This window comes from Flavobacterium adhaerens, assembly GCF_040045115.1.
In the GTDB taxonomy this organism is placed as follows: Bacteria; Bacteroidota; Bacteroidia; order Flavobacteriales; family Flavobacteriaceae; genus Flavobacterium; species Flavobacterium adhaerens.
The window spans coordinates 52,850-70,079 of the sequence record NZ_JBDLZX010000017.1 but is presented as its reverse complement, the minus strand read 5'-3'; the positions used below and the strand labels follow the sequence as shown (position 1 = coordinate 70,079).

Genomic DNA, 17,230 nt, shown 5'->3' with positions numbered 1-17,230 from the left:
ACTGAATATGTTCATAATCCCTGCTTTTTGAGCGCTAATATACTAAAAATATTAGGTGTGTTTGCGGAGAATCAGTTAACATAATATACAAATCACAAATATCAATATTGTACCTGAGATGAATACAATATAATTTGATACTTTTTGAGAGTACAACTCAAAAAAACCTTTAGTACCAAATACCACAAAGGTACTAAAGGTAAAGAAAATTAAAATTTCCAAAAACAAATTTAATCCTAAGAACGTATTTTGCGCTTTTAAAATAATACCACCACTACTGACAGTACCTTCAAAAAACAATACAAGAACAAATGAGATAAACAGCGCAAGAAGCATCCATTTGATTTGGGTCATTAGTTCCTGTCTAATCATTTAAAAAATATTTAAATTTTAAAGTACAAACATCAGTAATAAAATTAGCTTCCACAATACCCACTTTTAGTGATATTTCAATTATTTGCAAAGTTTTTTCAGTAAAATCACAGTAAAATCTTTCAAAAACATCTCTGAATAAAATTCTATAGATAAAAAAAAGCCAATTGATAGTTTATTCAGTTTACTTATATTTGTACAAATAAAAAAAATGCCAAAAGAAATCACACCCTACAAAGACTCCACCTTATCCAAAAAAGAGCAAGTTGCGCAAATGTTTAATACCATTTCGGGCAATTATGATAATCTCAACCGCGTAATTTCGTTTGGTATAGATGTTAAATGGAGAAAAAAAGTATTGCAAATGGTTACCGAAACCAATCCTGAAACTATTTTGGATATTGCAACTGGAACTGGAGATTTAGCAATTTTGATGGCCAAAACCAATGCCGAAAAAATTATTGGTCTCGACATTTCTCCAGGAATGCTAGAGATAGGCACCAAAAAAATAGAAGAAAAAAAACTTTCCCAAAGAATCGAAATGGTATTAGGCGATTCAGAAAACATGCCATTTGAAGACAACTATTTTGATGCTATAACCGTTGCTTTTGGGGTTCGAAATTTTGAACATCTAGAAAAAGGCCTTACCGAAATCTTAAGAGTATTAAAGCCGAATGGTATTTTTGTAATTTTAGAAACTTCGGTACCAGATAAAACACCATACAAACAAGGCTATAATTTTTACAGTAAAAACATATTACCATTAATCGGTAAATTATTTTCGAAAGACGATGTTGCCTATGGTTATTTATCTGAATCGGCAGCCTCCTTTCCGTACGGAGAAGCCTTAAACAATATTTTAAGAAAAACTGGGTTTATAATGGTAAAAGCTATGCCACAAACATTTGGTGTTGCTACTATTTATTCGGCTTCAAAAAAATAATACTGAAATACTCAGCATAAGATGAAAAAAATAATTCTATTAATTCTATTGAGCATTGCTGTAAAAGGAAATTCCCAAATATCTAAGAGTATTTTCAGTAAGGATCCTATAATCAATTTAGAGAACTGGCAAAAGAAAAGACTTTATTTTGGTTTTTACCTCGGGTTTAACTCTTACGATTTTAAAATAGACTACTTAACTGTTGGGCCAGATATCCAAGTGGACAAATCTACTGGATTTAATGTTGGTTTAGTTACTAATTTCAGATTACAAGAGTATTTAGACTTACGTTTCGAACCTGGACTTTATTACTCAGACAGAATATTGCATTACCCAAATAATTCAGCATTTAATTCGCCTAGTGACGCCATTCGAGAAGTAAATAGCACCTATATTAACTTTCCATTATTATTAAAGTTTTCGGCTTTGCGAACAGGAAATATCCGTCCATACTTATTAGGAGGACTCTCGGCTAATTTGAATTTATCCAGTAATGCAAAATCTATAGATGACAATCAAGAAGATCGATTTAGAGTAAAATCTTGGACAACCAATTACGAAATTGGATTTGGAATTGATATTTTCTCAGAATATTTTATTTTTTCACCATCAATAAGAGGGCAATTTGGATTGGGTGATGAATTAATTAGAGACAATGACCCCAACAGTCCATGGACAGGTAATATAGAATCGATGAAATCGAGAGCGATTCTAATTAATTTTACCTTTCATTAAAATTCTATTTTCAAGACTATCTTCTAAACTCACTTAAAATGATAGCGGTTGCGGTAGCTACATTCAGGCTTTCGGTGATTTGAAGATCTCCAAAACGAGGAATGGTAATTCTTTTTGAGACCAGTTTTTCGATGTTTTCTGAAATTCCATTAGCCTCATTTCCCATAACAATAATAGCATCTTGAGGCAGTGTTGTTTTGTAAACACTATCACTATCCATAAACGTTCCAAAAACTGGAGATTTAGTGTTTTTCAAATAATTTTCTAAATCTATATAAGCCACATTTACTCTAGTTATAGAACCCATTGTGGCTTGAACCACTTTCGGATTATAAATATCAACCGTTTCTTTAGAACAAATTACTTGTTTTACCCCAAACCAATCACACAATCTAAGAATGGTTCCCATATTACCAGGATCACGAATAGCATCAAGTGCGATTATCAGCCCTGATTGTATAATTTCTTCTTCAAAAGGGATTTTGAAAACCGCCAAACAAGTATTGGGTGTCGTTAAAGCACTAATTTTTTGCAATTCATTTTCAGTAATAATTGTTTTTTTATGTGATGCAATTTCTTTGAAATCATCTTTTGTAGTATAAAGTTGTTCCATCTCAAAATTTGATTTTACTAATTCTTGAATTACTTTTACACCCTCAGCAAAAAACAATTGATTTGCAAATCGATATTTTTTTTGTTGCAAACTGGATATTAATTTTATTTGGTTTTTACTAAGCATAAAAAATGTATTTTTGAAATAAATATTCTATAACAAGACCCCCTCTACATGAATAATGATTTTTTTTCTTTAAAAACAAAAAAAGGTGTTGCTATATCCACAAAGCAATCTATAGTTTGCGAGAAGAAAATGCGAGTTGCAAAAATATCATTATTTATCCTAATTAGTATTATTTTCTACGCTTGTAATTCTGAAAAAAGAGTTCCAGAACGAAAACTACTTCTTACTAAAAATGAAATTTTTGAGAACGAAAAATTAGTAAAAGACCAAACCATTTACGATCAATTGTACCAACAACCCAATAGTAGCATATTGGGATACCGAATGTTGTTAAACATTTACAACCTAGCAAATCCAAATCCAGACTCTACTTTTAATCTTAAATATTTAAACAATAAAAAAAAATACGATAGAGAAGTAAAGTGGCTTTCGGCCAAACAAATCGAGGGGCTTCGAAATTCTTTTTGGTATCTTGGCATTCACAATTTTCTAAAAGATACAGGTGAAGCCCCTGTGATATTAGACACTATAAAAAGTAAAAAATCATTACTTCGACTCCGAAGCTATTATTTTGACAATGGATACTTCAATGTAAAGGCATCTTACAAATTAGATTCTTTAGAATCTAAAAAAGCTAAATTAAAGTACTCCATAAACACAGGAAACCCTTATTTTATTGATTCTGTAAGAACCAATATCCAAACCCCTGCTTTAGATTCGCTATACAAAAAAACGAAGTCAAATTTAATTCCTGGAAAACAATTTAAGGCCGAAGATTTTGAAAATGAGAAAAACCAAATTACTACTTATTTTAGAAACCATGGTGCTTATCGCTTTCAATCCAACTACATCAATTTTGACATTGACACCATAAACAAAAAAGACAAAGCATCGGTTATTTTAAATGTAGAAAACTATTCTTATTATGAAAATGACTCTACAAAAACCGAACCTTTTAAGTTATACAAAATTAGCGACATAAAGGTTTACACAGACTATTCTACAGCTAACCATAACAAACCTATAAAAGACAGTATTTCGCACAACAATATAACTTTGTATGGTTATCAAAAAATAAAATACAAACCTTACGCCATAACAGATGCGATTTTTATAACCAAAGGAGATGTTTTTTCAGACATTAGAACCGTTTTATCCACAAGATATTTAAACAATTTAAGAACATTTAATTACCCAACTATCCAATACGAAGTAGATAAGAAGGATACAACTGCACAATCGTTGGTAGCTAAAGTGTATTTGACCCCAAGAAAAAAATTTAGTTTCGGATACACCTTAGACTTTACCCATTCTAATATTGAAGATTTTGGAATCACAGGAAGTATCACAGAAACTGTCCGAAACGTGTTTAATGGTGCAGAAACATTAGAAATTTCGGCCAGAGGAAATATAGGTGCTTCAAATGATATTGCTAATTCAAATGATAGCTTTTTTAACGTTTCGGAATATGGACTAGACGCAAAATTAAACTTCCCAAGAGTACTTTTCCCAATAAAAACAGAAAAAATAATACCCAAAAGCATGATTCCTTCAACGGTATTCAGCCTCGGGCTCTCCAAGCAAACGAATATTGGATTAGACAAAGAAAATTTTACTGGATCATTTTCATACAATTGGACCCCAAAAAGAAACACAACCAGCCGTCTGGATCTTCTAAACTTTCAATTTATTCGAAATTTAAACCCTCAAAACTATTTTTATGTATATAGTAGTTCGTATGACGCCTTAAATGATATTGCACAGACCTATAACACAAACCCATCCTATATTGATGAAAATGGAAATTTAATTATCGAGAGTGGAACATCTGGATTCACAAATGATGTTTTGACAGGACAAACAACCTTAAGACCAGAAGATAATGATTTTCAAAATGTAAACAGTATCGAACAACAAAGAATAAGATTGACCGACAATGATTTTATCTTGGCTACATCATTCAATTTTAGCAAAACGAGCAAAAAAGATTTACAAGACAATAATTTTTACACCTTTAGAACAAAAATAGAATCTGCAGGAACATTACTATCTGCAGTTTCTGCCATTGGAAATATTCCTAAAAATGAAAATGGAAATTATGAAATCTTCAACTTAGAATATTCTGAATACATCAAAACCGAATTTGATTATATCAAACATTGGAACATCAGTAAATCAGGCATATTTGCCATGAGAGCCTTTTTCGGAATTGCAATACCCTACGGAAACTCTAATAGCATTCCGTTTTCAAAAAGTTACTTTGCAGGAGGATCCAATGACAACAGAGCTTGGCAACCTTATAATCTAGGTCCAGGGAGTAGCGCGTTTACAAATGACTTTAACGAAGCCAATATGAAAATAGCTATAAGTGGCGAATATCGTTTCCCTATTGCTGGCAAATGGGGAGGAGCACTTTTTGCCGATGCAGGAAATATTTGGAACGTTTTAGACGCCGTAACCTATGAGTCAGCCAAATTTGACAGCATAAAAGACTTCAGCGAAATCGCTTTAGGAACAGGATTTGGTATTCGATACGATTTAAGTTTCTTTGTTGTAAGACTAGATTTGGGCTTTAAAACATACAATCCAGCCAAAGAAACTGGGGAAAGATGGTTTACACAATATAATTTTGCAAACTCAGTATTTAATTTTGGGATCAATTACCCTTTCTAAGTGCTAATTAATTCTTATTTTTGCAAACTAAAAATCTAAAAACTAAAAAACAATTAAAAAAATTTACAATGGCACACAATATCAAACCCGGAGTAGCTACAGGCGATCAAGTACAAGAAATCTTTAATTATGCAAAAGAAAAAGGCTTTGCACTTCCTGCTGTAAATGTTATAGGATCTGACACTATTAATGGAGTTTTAGAAACTGCTGCAAAATTAAAAGCACCAGTTATCATTCAATTTTCTAATGGAGGAGCACAATTTAATGCTGGAAAAGGACTTTCTAACGCTGGAGAAAAAGCAGCTATTGCTGGAGCTATTGCTGGAGCAAAACACATCCATACATTAGCAGAAGCTTACGGAGCAACTGTTATTTTACACACTGACCACTGTGCAAAAAAATTGCTACCTTGGATTGACGGTTTATTAGACGCTTCTGAAGAGCATTTTGCTGCTACAGGAAAATCATTATTCTCATCTCATATGATCGATCTTTCTGAAGAACCAATCGAAGAAAACATCGAAATCTGCAAAGGTTATTTAGCTAGAATGAGTAAAATGGGAATGACTCTTGAAATCGAACTTGGAATTACAGGTGGTGAAGAAGACGGAGTTGACAATTCTGATGTAGATAGTTCAAAATTATACACACAACCTGAAGAAGTAGCGTATGCTTACGAAGAACTTTCTAAAGTAAGTCCAAAATTCACTATCGCAGCAGCTTTTGGAAATGTTCACGGTGTTTACAAACCAGGAAACGTAAAATTGACTCCAAAAATCTTAAAAAACTCTCAGGATTACGTACAAGCAAAATTCAACACTGGAAACAACCCTGTTGATTTTGTTTTCCACGGTGGATCAGGTTCTACTCTAGAAGAAATCAGAGAAGGAATCAGCTACGGAGTGGTAAAAATGAATATTGATACAGACCTACAATTTGCATTTACTGAAGGTATTCGTGACTTTATGGTAAACAACATTGAGTACCTTAAAACTCAAATCGGAAACCCAGAAGGTCCAGATTCTCCAAACAAAAAGCACTACGATCCAAGAAAATGGTTACGTGAAGGAGAAGTAACTTTCGGAGCTAGATTAGAGCAAGCATTTGCTGACTTAAACAATGTGAATACACTATAATAAAAGTTTAAGATTTTAAGGTTTAAAGTTTTAGAAAAAACTTTAAACCTTAAATTTCAAACAAAAAACAAAAAATATGGCTTGGTTTAAAAGAAAAGAAAAAGGAATCACTACGGCTACCGAAGACAAAATGGACATCCCAAAAGGGCTTTGGTACAAATCTCCGACAGGAAAAATTATAGATGCTGATGAATTAGCTCGTAATTTATTTGTAAGTCCCGAAGATGGTTTCCATGTTAGAATAGGGAGCGAGGCTTATTTTGAAATTTTATTCGACAATAACGAATTTGTCGAATTAGATAAAAACATTACAGCAAAAGACCCTCTAAATTTTGTGGACACAAAAAAATACGCAGACCGTCTTAAAGAAGTAATGGAAAAAACAAACCTTAAAGATGCTGTACGCACAGGAGTTGGTAAATCTAAAGGGAAAGACGTTGTAATTTGCTGTATGGATTTCGCTTTTATTGGCGGATCGATGGGAGCAGTAGTTGGAGAAAAAATTGCCAGAGGTATTGATTACGCAATCGCACACAAATTACCTTTTGTAATGATTTCTAAATCAGGAGGAGCCAGAATGATGGAAGCTGCTTATTCATTAATGCAATTAGCCAAAACATCTGTAAAACTAGCGCAACTTTCTAAAGCAAAATTACCATACATTTCGTTATGTACAGATCCAACTACTGGAGGAACAACAGCTTCTTATGCAATGTTAGGAGATATTAACATCTCTGAACCAGGTGCGTTAATTGGATTCGCCGGACCACGTGTAGTACGAGATACAACAGGTAAAGATTTACCTGAAGGCTTTCAAACTGCAGAATTCTTACTTGAACATGGTTTTCTTGACTTCATAACACCAAGAAAAGAATTGAAAGATAAAATCAATTTATATATAGATTTAATCCAAAACAATCCTATTAGATAAAAAAATATCCCGAAGAGTTCGGGATATTTTTTTATACCTACATCAACAACTATTACATTCCTGTACGGATTGCTTCTACAGGATCTAATTTTGATGCCGAAATTGCTGGAATAATTCCCGAAAGCACTCCAACTATTATTGACAACCCGCCTCCGATCAAAATATTCCCCAAACTCAAAACAAATTCAAAATCTAATGCCTTAGAAAGTATCATAGCAATAACCCAAACTATAAACAACCCTATAATTCCGCCGATTACACAAAGAATAATAGCTTCAAATAAAAATTGAAATAAAATAAAACGATTTTTGGCGCCTAACGATTTCTGTATCCCTATTAAATTTGTTCGCTCTTTAACAGAGACAAACATAATATTGGCTACACCAAAACCTCCCACCAAAAATGCAAAACAACTAATACAAATTCCACCTAAACGCAAAGTCCCCAAAAACTGATCTATAATTTCTAAAAATCCTCCAAAAACATTAATAAAAAAATTGTCGATTTCGCCAGCTTTTAGTCCTCTAAAATTTCTAAGTTTTTGAGCAATTTCACCTTTATATTCTTCCATATCGACTCCCTTTTCAGGTTTAAAAACAATCACATTTGTTAAATTCGGATTATTGTCCCCGTAGAGTCTTCGAACAAAATTCACCGGAATATAAGCAGCAGAATCATTACTTCCTCCAAACATCGACCCCTCTTTTTTCAAAACGCCAATAACGGTAAATCGCTGTCCGTACAATCGGATACTTTTCCCAATCGCATCAGCATCTTCAAAAAGTGATTTTGCTACTTCAGCCCCAAGAACAATAACAGATGCACCCGAATTGGCTTCAGATTCGTTGTAAAACCTACCTTCTTCAAATTCTAAACCTTCAATATCGATAAATTCATGAGAAACCGGAAAAATTTGTACCGTACTCACAACATTAGATTCGTATTTCAGAGATTCGCTTCGGGTAAAAATTCGATAAGCCAATTGATCGGTATGTGTCATGGCATTTTTCAAATAAATATATTCCGAGTATTTTACATTGGGAAATTGCTCTCTCTTCCACATTGGAACATCTGAAGGCCCGAAAGGAGATTTTAGAAGATAAATGGTGTTTTTATCCATATTGCTCAAATCTTCAGAAATTTTTCTATCCAAAGAATCTACCGCCGCAAGTACTGCAATTATTGAGAAAATCCCAATAGTAACTCCCAACAAGGAAAGCAATGTTCTTAATTTATTACTTCGCAATGCATTCATCGCAAAGGTAAAACTCTCCTTCAACAATCGCAGATAAACTAGCATACTTTAAAAATTTGTATTTCAATAAAACCCAATATATTTATTTCAAAAAAAACAAAAAAATCATTTAACAATAGGTATGATATTTTAAGAGATTGTTACATCTTTTTTATTGAATTATATTATCAAAAAAAACTACTTTTGCACTTTAAAATTATAACTACTCCATGAGCACAACAAAAACAATTCAATCAGCATTAATTTCAGTCTTTTCAAAAGAAGGTCTTGAGCCAATTGTTAAAAAATTACACGAACAAAATGTAGTTTTTTATTCTACAGGCGGAACAGAAGAATTTATTAAAAACTTAGGAATTCCTGTTATTCCAGTTGAAGATGTTACATCTTACCCATCTATACTTGGTGGAAGAGTAAAAACATTACACCCTAAAGTTTTTGGAGGTATCTTAAACCGTCAAGACAACGAAAGCGATGTACAACAAATGAAGGAATATGACATTCCTCAGATTGACTTGGTTATTGTGGATTTGTATCCGTTTGAAAAAACAGTTGCTTCTGGAGCTAGCGAAGCAGATATTATTGAAAAAATAGATATTGGTGGAATTTCATTGATTCGTGCCGCTGCAAAAAACTTCAAAGACACTGCAATTGTAGCATCTATGGATCAGTACGGATTATTCTTAGACATGATTAGTTCTCAAAATGGAGCCACAACATTAGAAGACAGAAAGTTATTAGCTACAAAAGCTTTTCATGTTTCCTCTCACTATGATGGAGCCATTTTTAATTACTTCAACACTGACGAAACCATCTATAAAGCAAGTATTGCAAACGGTCAAGTACTTCGTTACGGAGAAAACCCACATCAAAAAGGATTCTATTTTGGGGATTTTGAAGCAATGTTTACCAAAGTTCACGGAAAAGAATTATCATACAACAACCTATTGGATGTTGACGCTGCAGTAAACTTAATTCATGAATTTAAAAATGACGATCCTACTTTTGCAATTTTAAAACACAACAACGCTTGCGGATTAGCCACTAGAAAAACCATTTGCGAAGCTTATCTTGTTGCATTGGCTTGCGATCCAACATCTGCTTTTGGAGGAGTATTAATTGCTAACACTAACATTGATGTTGCCACTGCTAATGAGATCAACAAATTATTTTGTGAAGTAGTAATTGCCCCTTCTTATGATGCAGAAGCAGTTGCAATTTTACAAGAAAAGAAAAACAGAATTATTTTAATTCAAAACGAGGTAGAGCTACCTCAAAAACAAGTAAGAACTTGTCTTAACGGATTGTTAATTCAAGAAAGAAACAACATTACAGATACTAAAGCAGACCTAAAAACCGTTACAAATACTGCACCAACTGAACAAGAGATCGAAGATTTGATTTTTGCTTCTAAAGTTTGTAAAAACACTAAATCAAACACGATTGTATTTGCAAAAAACGGAACATTAATATCTTCAGGTACAGGTCAAACTTCAAGAGTTGATGCTTTGATGCAAGCTGTTGAAAAAGCCAAAGCATTTGGATTTAGTTTAGAAGGAGCTTCAATGGCTAGTGATGCGTTTTTCCCATTTCCAGACTGTGTAGAATTGGCAAAAAAAGCTGGAATTACAGCTGTCATTCAACCAGGAGGATCAATCAAAGACGAATTGAGTATCAATTATTGCAACGAAAATAATCTTGCAATGGTATTTACTGGAACTCGTCATTTTAAACATTAATTTGTTTAACTTTGTGCGTAAATTATTTATAACTTTTTAACCCCTAATAGGCATATGGGATTTTTTGATTTCATGACCGAGGATATTGCGATAGACCTTGGTACAGCAAACACTTTAATCATTCACAATGACAAGGTCGTAATTGACAGTCCATCAATAGTTGCGCGTGATAGAATATCAGGCAAAATTATTGCAGTAGGCAAGGAAGCCAATATGATGCAAGGTAAAACACATGAAAACATTAAAACAATTAGGCCATTAAAGGATGGGGTAATTGCTGATTTTGATGCCTCAGAAAAGATGATCAATATGTTCATCAAAAGCATACCAGCATTGAAAAAAAGAATGTTTACACCAGCACTTAGAATGGTGGTTTGTATCCCTTCTGGAATTACCGAAGTTGAAATGCGTGCTGTAAAAGAATCTTGTGAAAGAGTTAACGGAAAAGAAGTGTATTTGATTCATGAGCCTATGGCTGCAGCAATTGGTATTGGTATCGATATTATGCAACCAAAAGGAAATATGATTGTAGATATCGGTGGAGGTACCACAGAGATTGCGGTAATTGCTCTAGGAGGTATTGTTTGTGACAAATCAGTAAAAATTGCTGGTGATGTTTTTACCAATGATATTGTTTACTATATGCGTACACAACACAACTTGTTTGTTGGAGAAAGTACCGCTGAAAAAATAAAAATACAAATTGGAGCCGCTATCGAAAATTTAGAAACTCCACCAGAGGATATGTCTGTTCAAGGTAGAGATTTATTGACCGGTAAACCAAAACAAGTAGAGGTTTCTTATAGAGAAATTGCAAAAGCATTAGACAAATCAATTCAGCGAATTGAAGATGCTGTTATGGAAACACTATCTCAAACTCCTCCAGAATTAGCAGCCGACATTTACAATACTGGTATTTATCTAGCTGGTGGAGGATCAATGTTAAGAGGACTTGATAAAAGAATTTCCCAAAAAACAGATTTACCTGTCTATATCGCAGAGGATCCTTTAAGAGCAGTTGTACGAGGAACTGGAATGGCTCTTAAAAATATTTCAAAATTTAAAAATATACTAATAAAGTAAACCTTTGATTTACTTATTTCTATAATTATTTAACTTTTATTATACCGTTTAAAAATGCAGCAAATATTTTCATTTATAATAAAAAACAGTAATCGTATACTGTTTTTGCTGCTTTTGGGTATATCATTATCTCTTACAATTCAATCACACTCTTTTCATAAAAGTAGAATTATCAGTTCTGCCAATTTTTTGAGTGGGGGCGTTTATGAAAAAATAAATTCGATAGAAGAATACCTTCATTTGCGTGAACAAAACGAAGAATTAGCAAGAGAGAATGCTAACTTAAAAAGTTTACTATTCAACACTAAAGATTCTACCGAAATTCCAAATTTAGACAGTCTAAAAGGTGTGCTTCCTAATGATATTGAGGTTTCCAAAGTAATCCACAATTCTTTTAACGTCTATGAGAATTTCTTAACGTTAAATTCAGGTGCCAAAGATGGTGTAAAACCAGATATGGGAGTAATTAACAGCTTAGGAATTGTAGGTATTATTGATAATGTTTCCAAAAACTATTCGACAGTTATCAGTATATTAAATACCAAATCTCAGATAAATGCAAAAATCAAACATTCTAACCATTTTGGAACATTAACTTGGAATGGAAAAAATACTGGTTTTGTACAATTAATAGATGTGCCTCGACTAGCGACCATCAAAAAAGGTGATACCATTGTAACTGGTGGGCAATCAGTAATTTTCCCAGAAAACATTGGAATTGGTATTATTGATAAAATATCTATTCCTGATAACAAAAATCATTATTACGTTATAAATGTAAAATTATTCAACGATATGACTAATTTAGGACATGTCTATATTATAAAAACTGAGTATAGCGAAGAAATTAAAAATTTAGAAAAACTGGGAAAAGATGAATAGCACTCTATTAGTGAATACTTTTCGTTTTATACTTTTATTAGCACTCCAAATTCTAGTTTTTAACAATATGAATTTGGGAGGTTATATAACTGCATTCCCATACATTCTTTTTATCATTCTATACCCTGTAAACGGTAATAAAGCAAACCTCTTACTAGCTAGTTTTGCATTGGGATTGATAATGGACTTGTTTTGCAATTCAGGAGGAGTTCATGCCACAGCTTGTGTACTTCTAGCCTATCTTAGGCCTTTCTTTTTTAAATTTTCATTTGGTTTAAGTTATGAATACCAAACCATTAAACTAAATGATGTACTAACTCCCGAACGATTCTCCTTTATCTTATTATCGGTTAGTACTCACAACATAGTGTTGTTTTTATTAGAATCGTTTCAAATTTATTTTCTTTTAGACATTTTAATTAGAATCGTACTAAGTACAATATTTACTATTTTAATCTGTATTATTTTAATCTACCTCATAAAGCCAAATAAACGATGAGAAAAGTCTTGTTACCAGCTTTAATTATAATTGGTGCATCTTTGTTAATCATACGTGTCTTTTACTTGCAAATTATTGATGATTCGTTTAAACTAAAATCAGAAAATAATGCAATAAAAATAAAATATGATTATCCAGAGAGAGGTTATATTTATGATCGAAATGGAGTACTATTGGTTGCAAACCAACCCTCATACGACATCATGGTAATTCCTAGGGAACTTAAAAATACGGACACATTACAGTTTTGCAAATTGCTAAACATCACTAAAGAAGATTTTATTAAAAAAATAGAAAAAGCTAAGGTGTATAGCCCTAGATTGCCATCTGTATTTATGGCTCAGTTGAACAAAACTGAATTTGCAGCTTTCCAAGAAAAAATCCGAAAGTTCGAAGGCTTTTATTTTCAAAAACGTTCTTTACGTGATTACGAAGTAAATTTTGGAGCCAATATTTTTGGTTTTATAAGAGAGGTTGATGATAAAATTATCGAAAAAAACCATTATTACAAAAGTGGGGATTTAATTGGAATGCAAGGTGTTGAGCAGAACTACGAGAAAGTTCTTCGCGGTATAAAAGGGGTAAAATACTTTCAAAAAGACAAATTTAATCGTGAAATCGGATCGTACAAAGACGGAAAATATGACACTATTGCTGTTCCTGGAGAAGATATCAACCTTACGATTGATGCCGAAATTCAAAAATATGGCGAACAATTAATGATTAATAAACGAGGTGGAATTGTAGCGATTGAACCTAAAACAGGTGAGATTTTAGCCTTGGTTACAGCTCCATCTTATGATCCTGGAATTCTGGTAGGGAGACAACGCTCTAAAAATTACACCAAATTATATCGTGATTCTATTGCGAAACCACTTTACGATAGAGGATTACTTGCCGAATATCCTCCTGGTTCTCCTTTCAAAATTCTGACAGGACTTGTTGGTTTACAAGAAGGAGTTATACAAGAAGAAACAACTTTTGCTTGTCATGGTGGATTTTATTATGCCCCAGGTCGATTTCAAGGATGTCATTGCGGAGGAGGAAATCTAGATTTACATGTTGGTATTTACAAATCCTGTAATGCTTACTTCTCGAATACCTATTTAAAAACAATAGGTAAATACAAAAGTACTCCCTACGCGGTAGATGTTTGGAGCAATCATATTAGAAGTTTTGGATTGGGTCAATTTATGGGATACGATTTACCTATAGGCAGAAGAGGTAAAATACCAACATCAAAAACCTATAAAAGAATGTATCCTGGTTGGGGATATAGCGGAAAAACGATTATTTCAAATGCTATTGGACAGGGAGAAGTCTTGTTGACACCAATTCAATTAGCCAATATGATGGCTACGATAGCCAACCACGGATATTACTATACGCCTCACATCATCAAAAAAATAAAAGGAGAACAAATCGATCAAAAATTCACAACTAAACATGTTACCACTATAGATCAAAAATATTTTCCACCCATAATTAGCGGATTATTTGATGTTTACAATAAAGGTACTGCCTATGCATTGAGAGTTGAAGGAATTGATATTTGTGGAAAAACGGGTACAGCTGAAAATTTTGCAAAAATAGACGGAAAAAGAGTACAATTAAAAGACCATTCTATTTTTGTGGCATTTGCCCCTAAGGATGATCCTAAAATTGCCATTGCTGTTATGGTCGAAAATGGAGGTTTTGGGGCAACAATTGCAGGGCCTATTGCCAGTTTGATGATTGAAAAATACCTTAAAAAGAAAATCACAAGAACCGATTTAGAAACTAGAGTACTCAATACCAGTTTGCAAAGTCGTTATGCTATATTGGGAGGCCTTTCGCCTGAAGTAAAAGAACAAATGAGAATACAGGATTCTATAAAACAAAGCAAATTGAAACCTAAACCTGTAGCTGTAACAAAAGACACAACAAAAACAAAACAATAAATAATATTCATATCAAATGAAAAATCAAAGTTTATCAAGTAATATTGATTGGATATGTATCATTATCTATGTATTACTTGTGGTTTTAGGTTGGCTAAATATTTATTCCTCTTCGTTATCCTCTACTGATGGGACTTCGGAAAAGCAGGCTATATTTATTGCATTGGCTATTCCTATGATTTTTATTTTACTCTACATTGATGGTAAATTTTATGAAAAATATGCCAGTATTATTTTTGTAATATCACTCATTTCATTGGCTGGTTTGTTTGTTTTCGGAAAGACCATTGCGGGTCAGCGTTGCTGGTATGGCTTTGGAAGTTTTACACTACAACCATCAGAATTTGCAAAAGCAGCCACTTCTTTGGCAATTGCAAAATACTTAAGTGACACACAGATTAACTTAAAAGAAACCAATAGACAAATTCAAGCATTAGCTATTGTCTTTTTGCCAGTCTTGCTCATTTTACCGCAACCAGACCCTGGAAGTGCTTTAATTTATAGTGTTTTTATTATCATTTTGTATCGAGAAGGACTTTCGGCTTGGTACGTATGGACAGGCTTTATAGCTATTTTACTCTTTATGCTAACGCTAGTTCTAGAACCGCAATATGTAATTTTAATGGCTCTTTTGGTTATTATTTTGGTCCATTATCGATCGAGATTGGCTGATAGAAATGTTGTACTAAGTGGAATTATATTCACACTCATATCGGGTTTTGTTTTATCTGTGAATTATGTTTTTACAAATATTTTCAAACAACATCACCGCGATCGTTTCAATATTTTGCTAGGAAAAGAAGTCGATATGAAAGGGATTGGATATAACACCAACCAATCTGAAATTGCAATTGGATCGGGCGGGTGGTTTGGTAAAGGATTTCTAGAAGGCACTCAAACCAAAGGAGGATTTGTTCCTGAACAACATACCGATTATATTTTTACAACAGTTGGTGAAGAATGGGGATTTGTAGGATCATTGGTTGTAATTGGCCTTTTTACTGCTTTATTTTTGAGAATAATTTACTTAGCCGAAAGACAAAAAACAAAATTTAGTCGCGTATATGGCTATTGTGTGGCTGGAATTTTATTCATTCACTTTTTTGTAAATATCGCAATGGTCGTTGGGATATTCCCAACAATTGGGGTACCATTACCATTCTTTTCATACGGTGGTTCGGGACTTTGGGGATTCACAATCTTATTGTTCATTTTTATCAAAATGGATGCGAATAAAGTAAATGAGTGGTAGCACTACGTTTCAAAACTCTTATCCTTTTGGATAATTACTCTAAACAAAAATCCCTTAGCAATTTTGAATTACTAAGGGATTTTTAGAATGATAATTTTCTTTGAAAACTACATATTTTTCAAATTAATGATTTCCTGATCTGTAAGCAATCTCCAATTCCCACGAGGTAAATTTTTCTTGGTTAAACCTGCAAAAGCAACACGATCAACTCGTAGAACATTATATTGAAAATTTTCAAATATAGCACGAACTACTTTTATATTTGAACTCTTTAGCTTAATCCCTATTTCGCTTTTTGCCTCTCCATCAATATAACTCACTTCATCAATAACAACTCGATGTCCTTCAATCATTAACCCTTTGCCTATTTTTTCTAAATCTTCAAACTTTAAATTTTTATCTAAAGAAACTTGATAAATTTTGAATGACTTTTGATTTGGCAAACTAAATTTACGAATCATGTCTGTATCATTGGTAAATACCAACAAACCTGTTGTGTTTTTATCCATTCTGCCTATTGGTCCAATTTTAGCCGTTGTAGAACCTTTTACCAATTCTAAAACGTTACGATACTCTTGACCTTCGTCTAGTGCAGTTGTAAAATTTTTAGGCTTATTCAATAAGATATATACTTTTTTTTCTGGGGTGATAACGACACCATCAAAGTTAACAACGTCACCAGGTTTTACTAAATAACCCATTTCAGTAACTGGAACACCATTTACTTTTACATTTCCTGATTGAATATAAATATCAGCATCGCGTCTAGAGCAAGTTCCTGAGTTTGAAATGTACTTGTTCAAACGCATTTCATCTTTTGCTTTAATTCTCTTCGGAGCTTGATTTGGCTTTTTGGCAACTTTATTAGCATTTTCATCTGCTAATTTAGGATTTGCTTTTGCTTTTTTTGGCCCCTGAGCTCTTTTTGGCAGTGCAGGTTTTGGCTTATTAGAACTTGGCCTAGAACTATTTGTTCTTCCACCATTTCTCTTATTATTGCCTTCCTTATTATTCATAATGTTCTATAATTTGGTGCAAAGATACTATTTATATA

15 protein-coding genes are annotated in these 17,230 nt (G+C 33.0%); 11 read left to right on the top strand and 4 right to left on the bottom strand.

The annotated features are described in order from the left end of the window. Window positions 1–75: 75 nt before the first annotated feature. Entirely contained in the window at window positions 76–372 is a 297-nt protein-coding gene (locus ABEB18_RS16825) for a hypothetical protein (RefSeq protein ID WP_348800506.1), read from the bottom strand. Between the two features lie 211 nt (window positions 373–583). Here ABEB18_RS16825 and ubiE point away from each other — a divergent pair, with 211 nt between their 5' ends. Next, window positions 584–1,315 carry a bifunctional demethylmenaquinone methyltransferase/2-methoxy-6-polyprenyl-1,4-benzoquinol methylase UbiE gene (ubiE, locus tag ABEB18_RS16820; protein ID WP_348800505.1) on the top strand — a complete coding sequence of 244 codons (732 nt, stop codon included), beginning with the start codon at window positions 584–586 and terminating at the stop codon, window positions 1,313–1,315. A gap of 21 nt (window positions 1,316–1,336) precedes the next feature. Further along, entirely contained in the window at window positions 1,337–2,050 is a 714-nt protein-coding gene (porT, locus tag ABEB18_RS16815; RefSeq protein ID WP_348800504.1) for a type IX secretion/gliding motility protein PorT/SprT, read from the top strand. Between the two features lie 16 nt (window positions 2,051–2,066). Here the strand turns inward: porT and ABEB18_RS16810 are convergent, their stop codons facing one another. After that, window positions 2,067–2,789 (bottom strand): TrmH family RNA methyltransferase, encoded by a 723-nt coding sequence (locus tag ABEB18_RS16810; protein WP_348800503.1) that lies wholly within the window; start codon window positions 2,787–2,789, stop codon window positions 2,067–2,069. A gap of 48 nt (window positions 2,790–2,837) precedes the next feature. Here ABEB18_RS16810 and tamL point away from each other — a divergent pair, with 48 nt between their 5' ends. The 3 genes from tamL (at window position 2,838) to accD (ending at window position 7,529) form a co-directional block, all read left to right on the top strand. Beyond that, the gene (gene tamL / locus ABEB18_RS16805; protein ID WP_348800502.1) at window positions 2,838–5,462 is read left to right on the top strand and encodes a translocation and assembly module lipoprotein TamL; all 2,625 of its coding nucleotides are present in this window, start codon (window positions 2,838–2,840) and stop codon (window positions 5,460–5,462) included. A gap of 68 nt (window positions 5,463–5,530) precedes the next feature. After that, window positions 5,531–6,598, top strand: a complete 1,068-nt coding sequence (gene fbaA, locus ABEB18_RS16800) for a class II fructose-bisphosphate aldolase (RefSeq protein ID WP_348800501.1) — start codon at window positions 5,531–5,533, stop codon at window positions 6,596–6,598. 76 nt (window positions 6,599–6,674) lie between these two features. Further along, window positions 6,675–7,529: an acetyl-CoA carboxylase, carboxyltransferase subunit beta gene (accD, locus tag ABEB18_RS16795; RefSeq protein WP_348800500.1), complete on the top strand. Its 855-nt coding sequence runs from the start codon at window positions 6,675–6,677 to the stop codon at window positions 7,527–7,529. 52 nt (window positions 7,530–7,581) lie between these two features. Here the strand turns inward: accD and ABEB18_RS16790 are convergent, their stop codons facing one another. Beyond that, window positions 7,582–8,829: an ABC transporter permease gene (locus ABEB18_RS16790; RefSeq protein ID WP_348800499.1), complete on the bottom strand. Its 1,248-nt coding sequence runs from the start codon at window positions 8,827–8,829 to the stop codon at window positions 7,582–7,584. Window positions 8,830–8,993: 164 nt separating this feature from the next. Here ABEB18_RS16790 and purH point away from each other — a divergent pair, with 164 nt between their 5' ends. Genes purH through rodA form a run of 6 tightly spaced genes read left to right on the top strand, consistent with a single transcriptional unit; the run spans window position 8,994 to window position 16,176 of the window. Continuing rightward, window positions 8,994–10,520 (top strand): bifunctional phosphoribosylaminoimidazolecarboxamide formyltransferase/IMP cyclohydrolase, encoded by a 1,527-nt coding sequence (gene purH, locus ABEB18_RS16785; protein ID WP_348800498.1) that lies wholly within the window; start codon window positions 8,994–8,996, stop codon window positions 10,518–10,520. Between the two features lie 54 nt (window positions 10,521–10,574). Next, entirely contained in the window at window positions 10,575–11,603 is a 1,029-nt protein-coding gene (locus tag ABEB18_RS16780) for a rod shape-determining protein (protein ID WP_348800496.1), read from the top strand. Window positions 11,604–11,657: 54 nt separating this feature from the next. Beyond that, the gene (gene mreC / locus ABEB18_RS16775) at window positions 11,658–12,485 is read left to right on the top strand and encodes a rod shape-determining protein MreC (RefSeq protein WP_348800495.1); all 828 of its coding nucleotides are present in this window, start codon (window positions 11,658–11,660) and stop codon (window positions 12,483–12,485) included. Next, window positions 12,478–12,984 carry a rod shape-determining protein MreD gene (locus ABEB18_RS16770; RefSeq protein ID WP_348800494.1) on the top strand — a complete coding sequence of 169 codons (507 nt, stop codon included), beginning with the start codon at window positions 12,478–12,480 and terminating at the stop codon, window positions 12,982–12,984. The genes mreC and ABEB18_RS16770 overlap by 8 nt, the downstream gene beginning before the upstream one ends. Continuing rightward, complete coding sequence (mrdA, locus tag ABEB18_RS16765; RefSeq protein ID WP_348800493.1) at window positions 12,981–14,924, top strand: penicillin-binding protein 2; 1,944 nt, start codon at window positions 12,981–12,983, stop codon at window positions 14,922–14,924. The genes ABEB18_RS16770 and mrdA overlap by 4 nt, the downstream gene beginning before the upstream one ends. A gap of 16 nt (window positions 14,925–14,940) precedes the next feature. Beyond that, the gene (rodA, locus tag ABEB18_RS16760; protein ID WP_348800492.1) at window positions 14,941–16,176 is read left to right on the top strand and encodes a rod shape-determining protein RodA; all 1,236 of its coding nucleotides are present in this window, start codon (window positions 14,941–14,943) and stop codon (window positions 16,174–16,176) included. A gap of 107 nt (window positions 16,177–16,283) precedes the next feature. Here the strand turns inward: rodA and ABEB18_RS16755 are convergent, their stop codons facing one another. After that, entirely contained in the window at window positions 16,284–17,192 is a 909-nt protein-coding gene (locus ABEB18_RS16755) for a pseudouridine synthase (protein WP_348800491.1), read from the bottom strand. Between the last annotated feature and the right edge of the window lie 38 nt (window positions 17,193–17,230).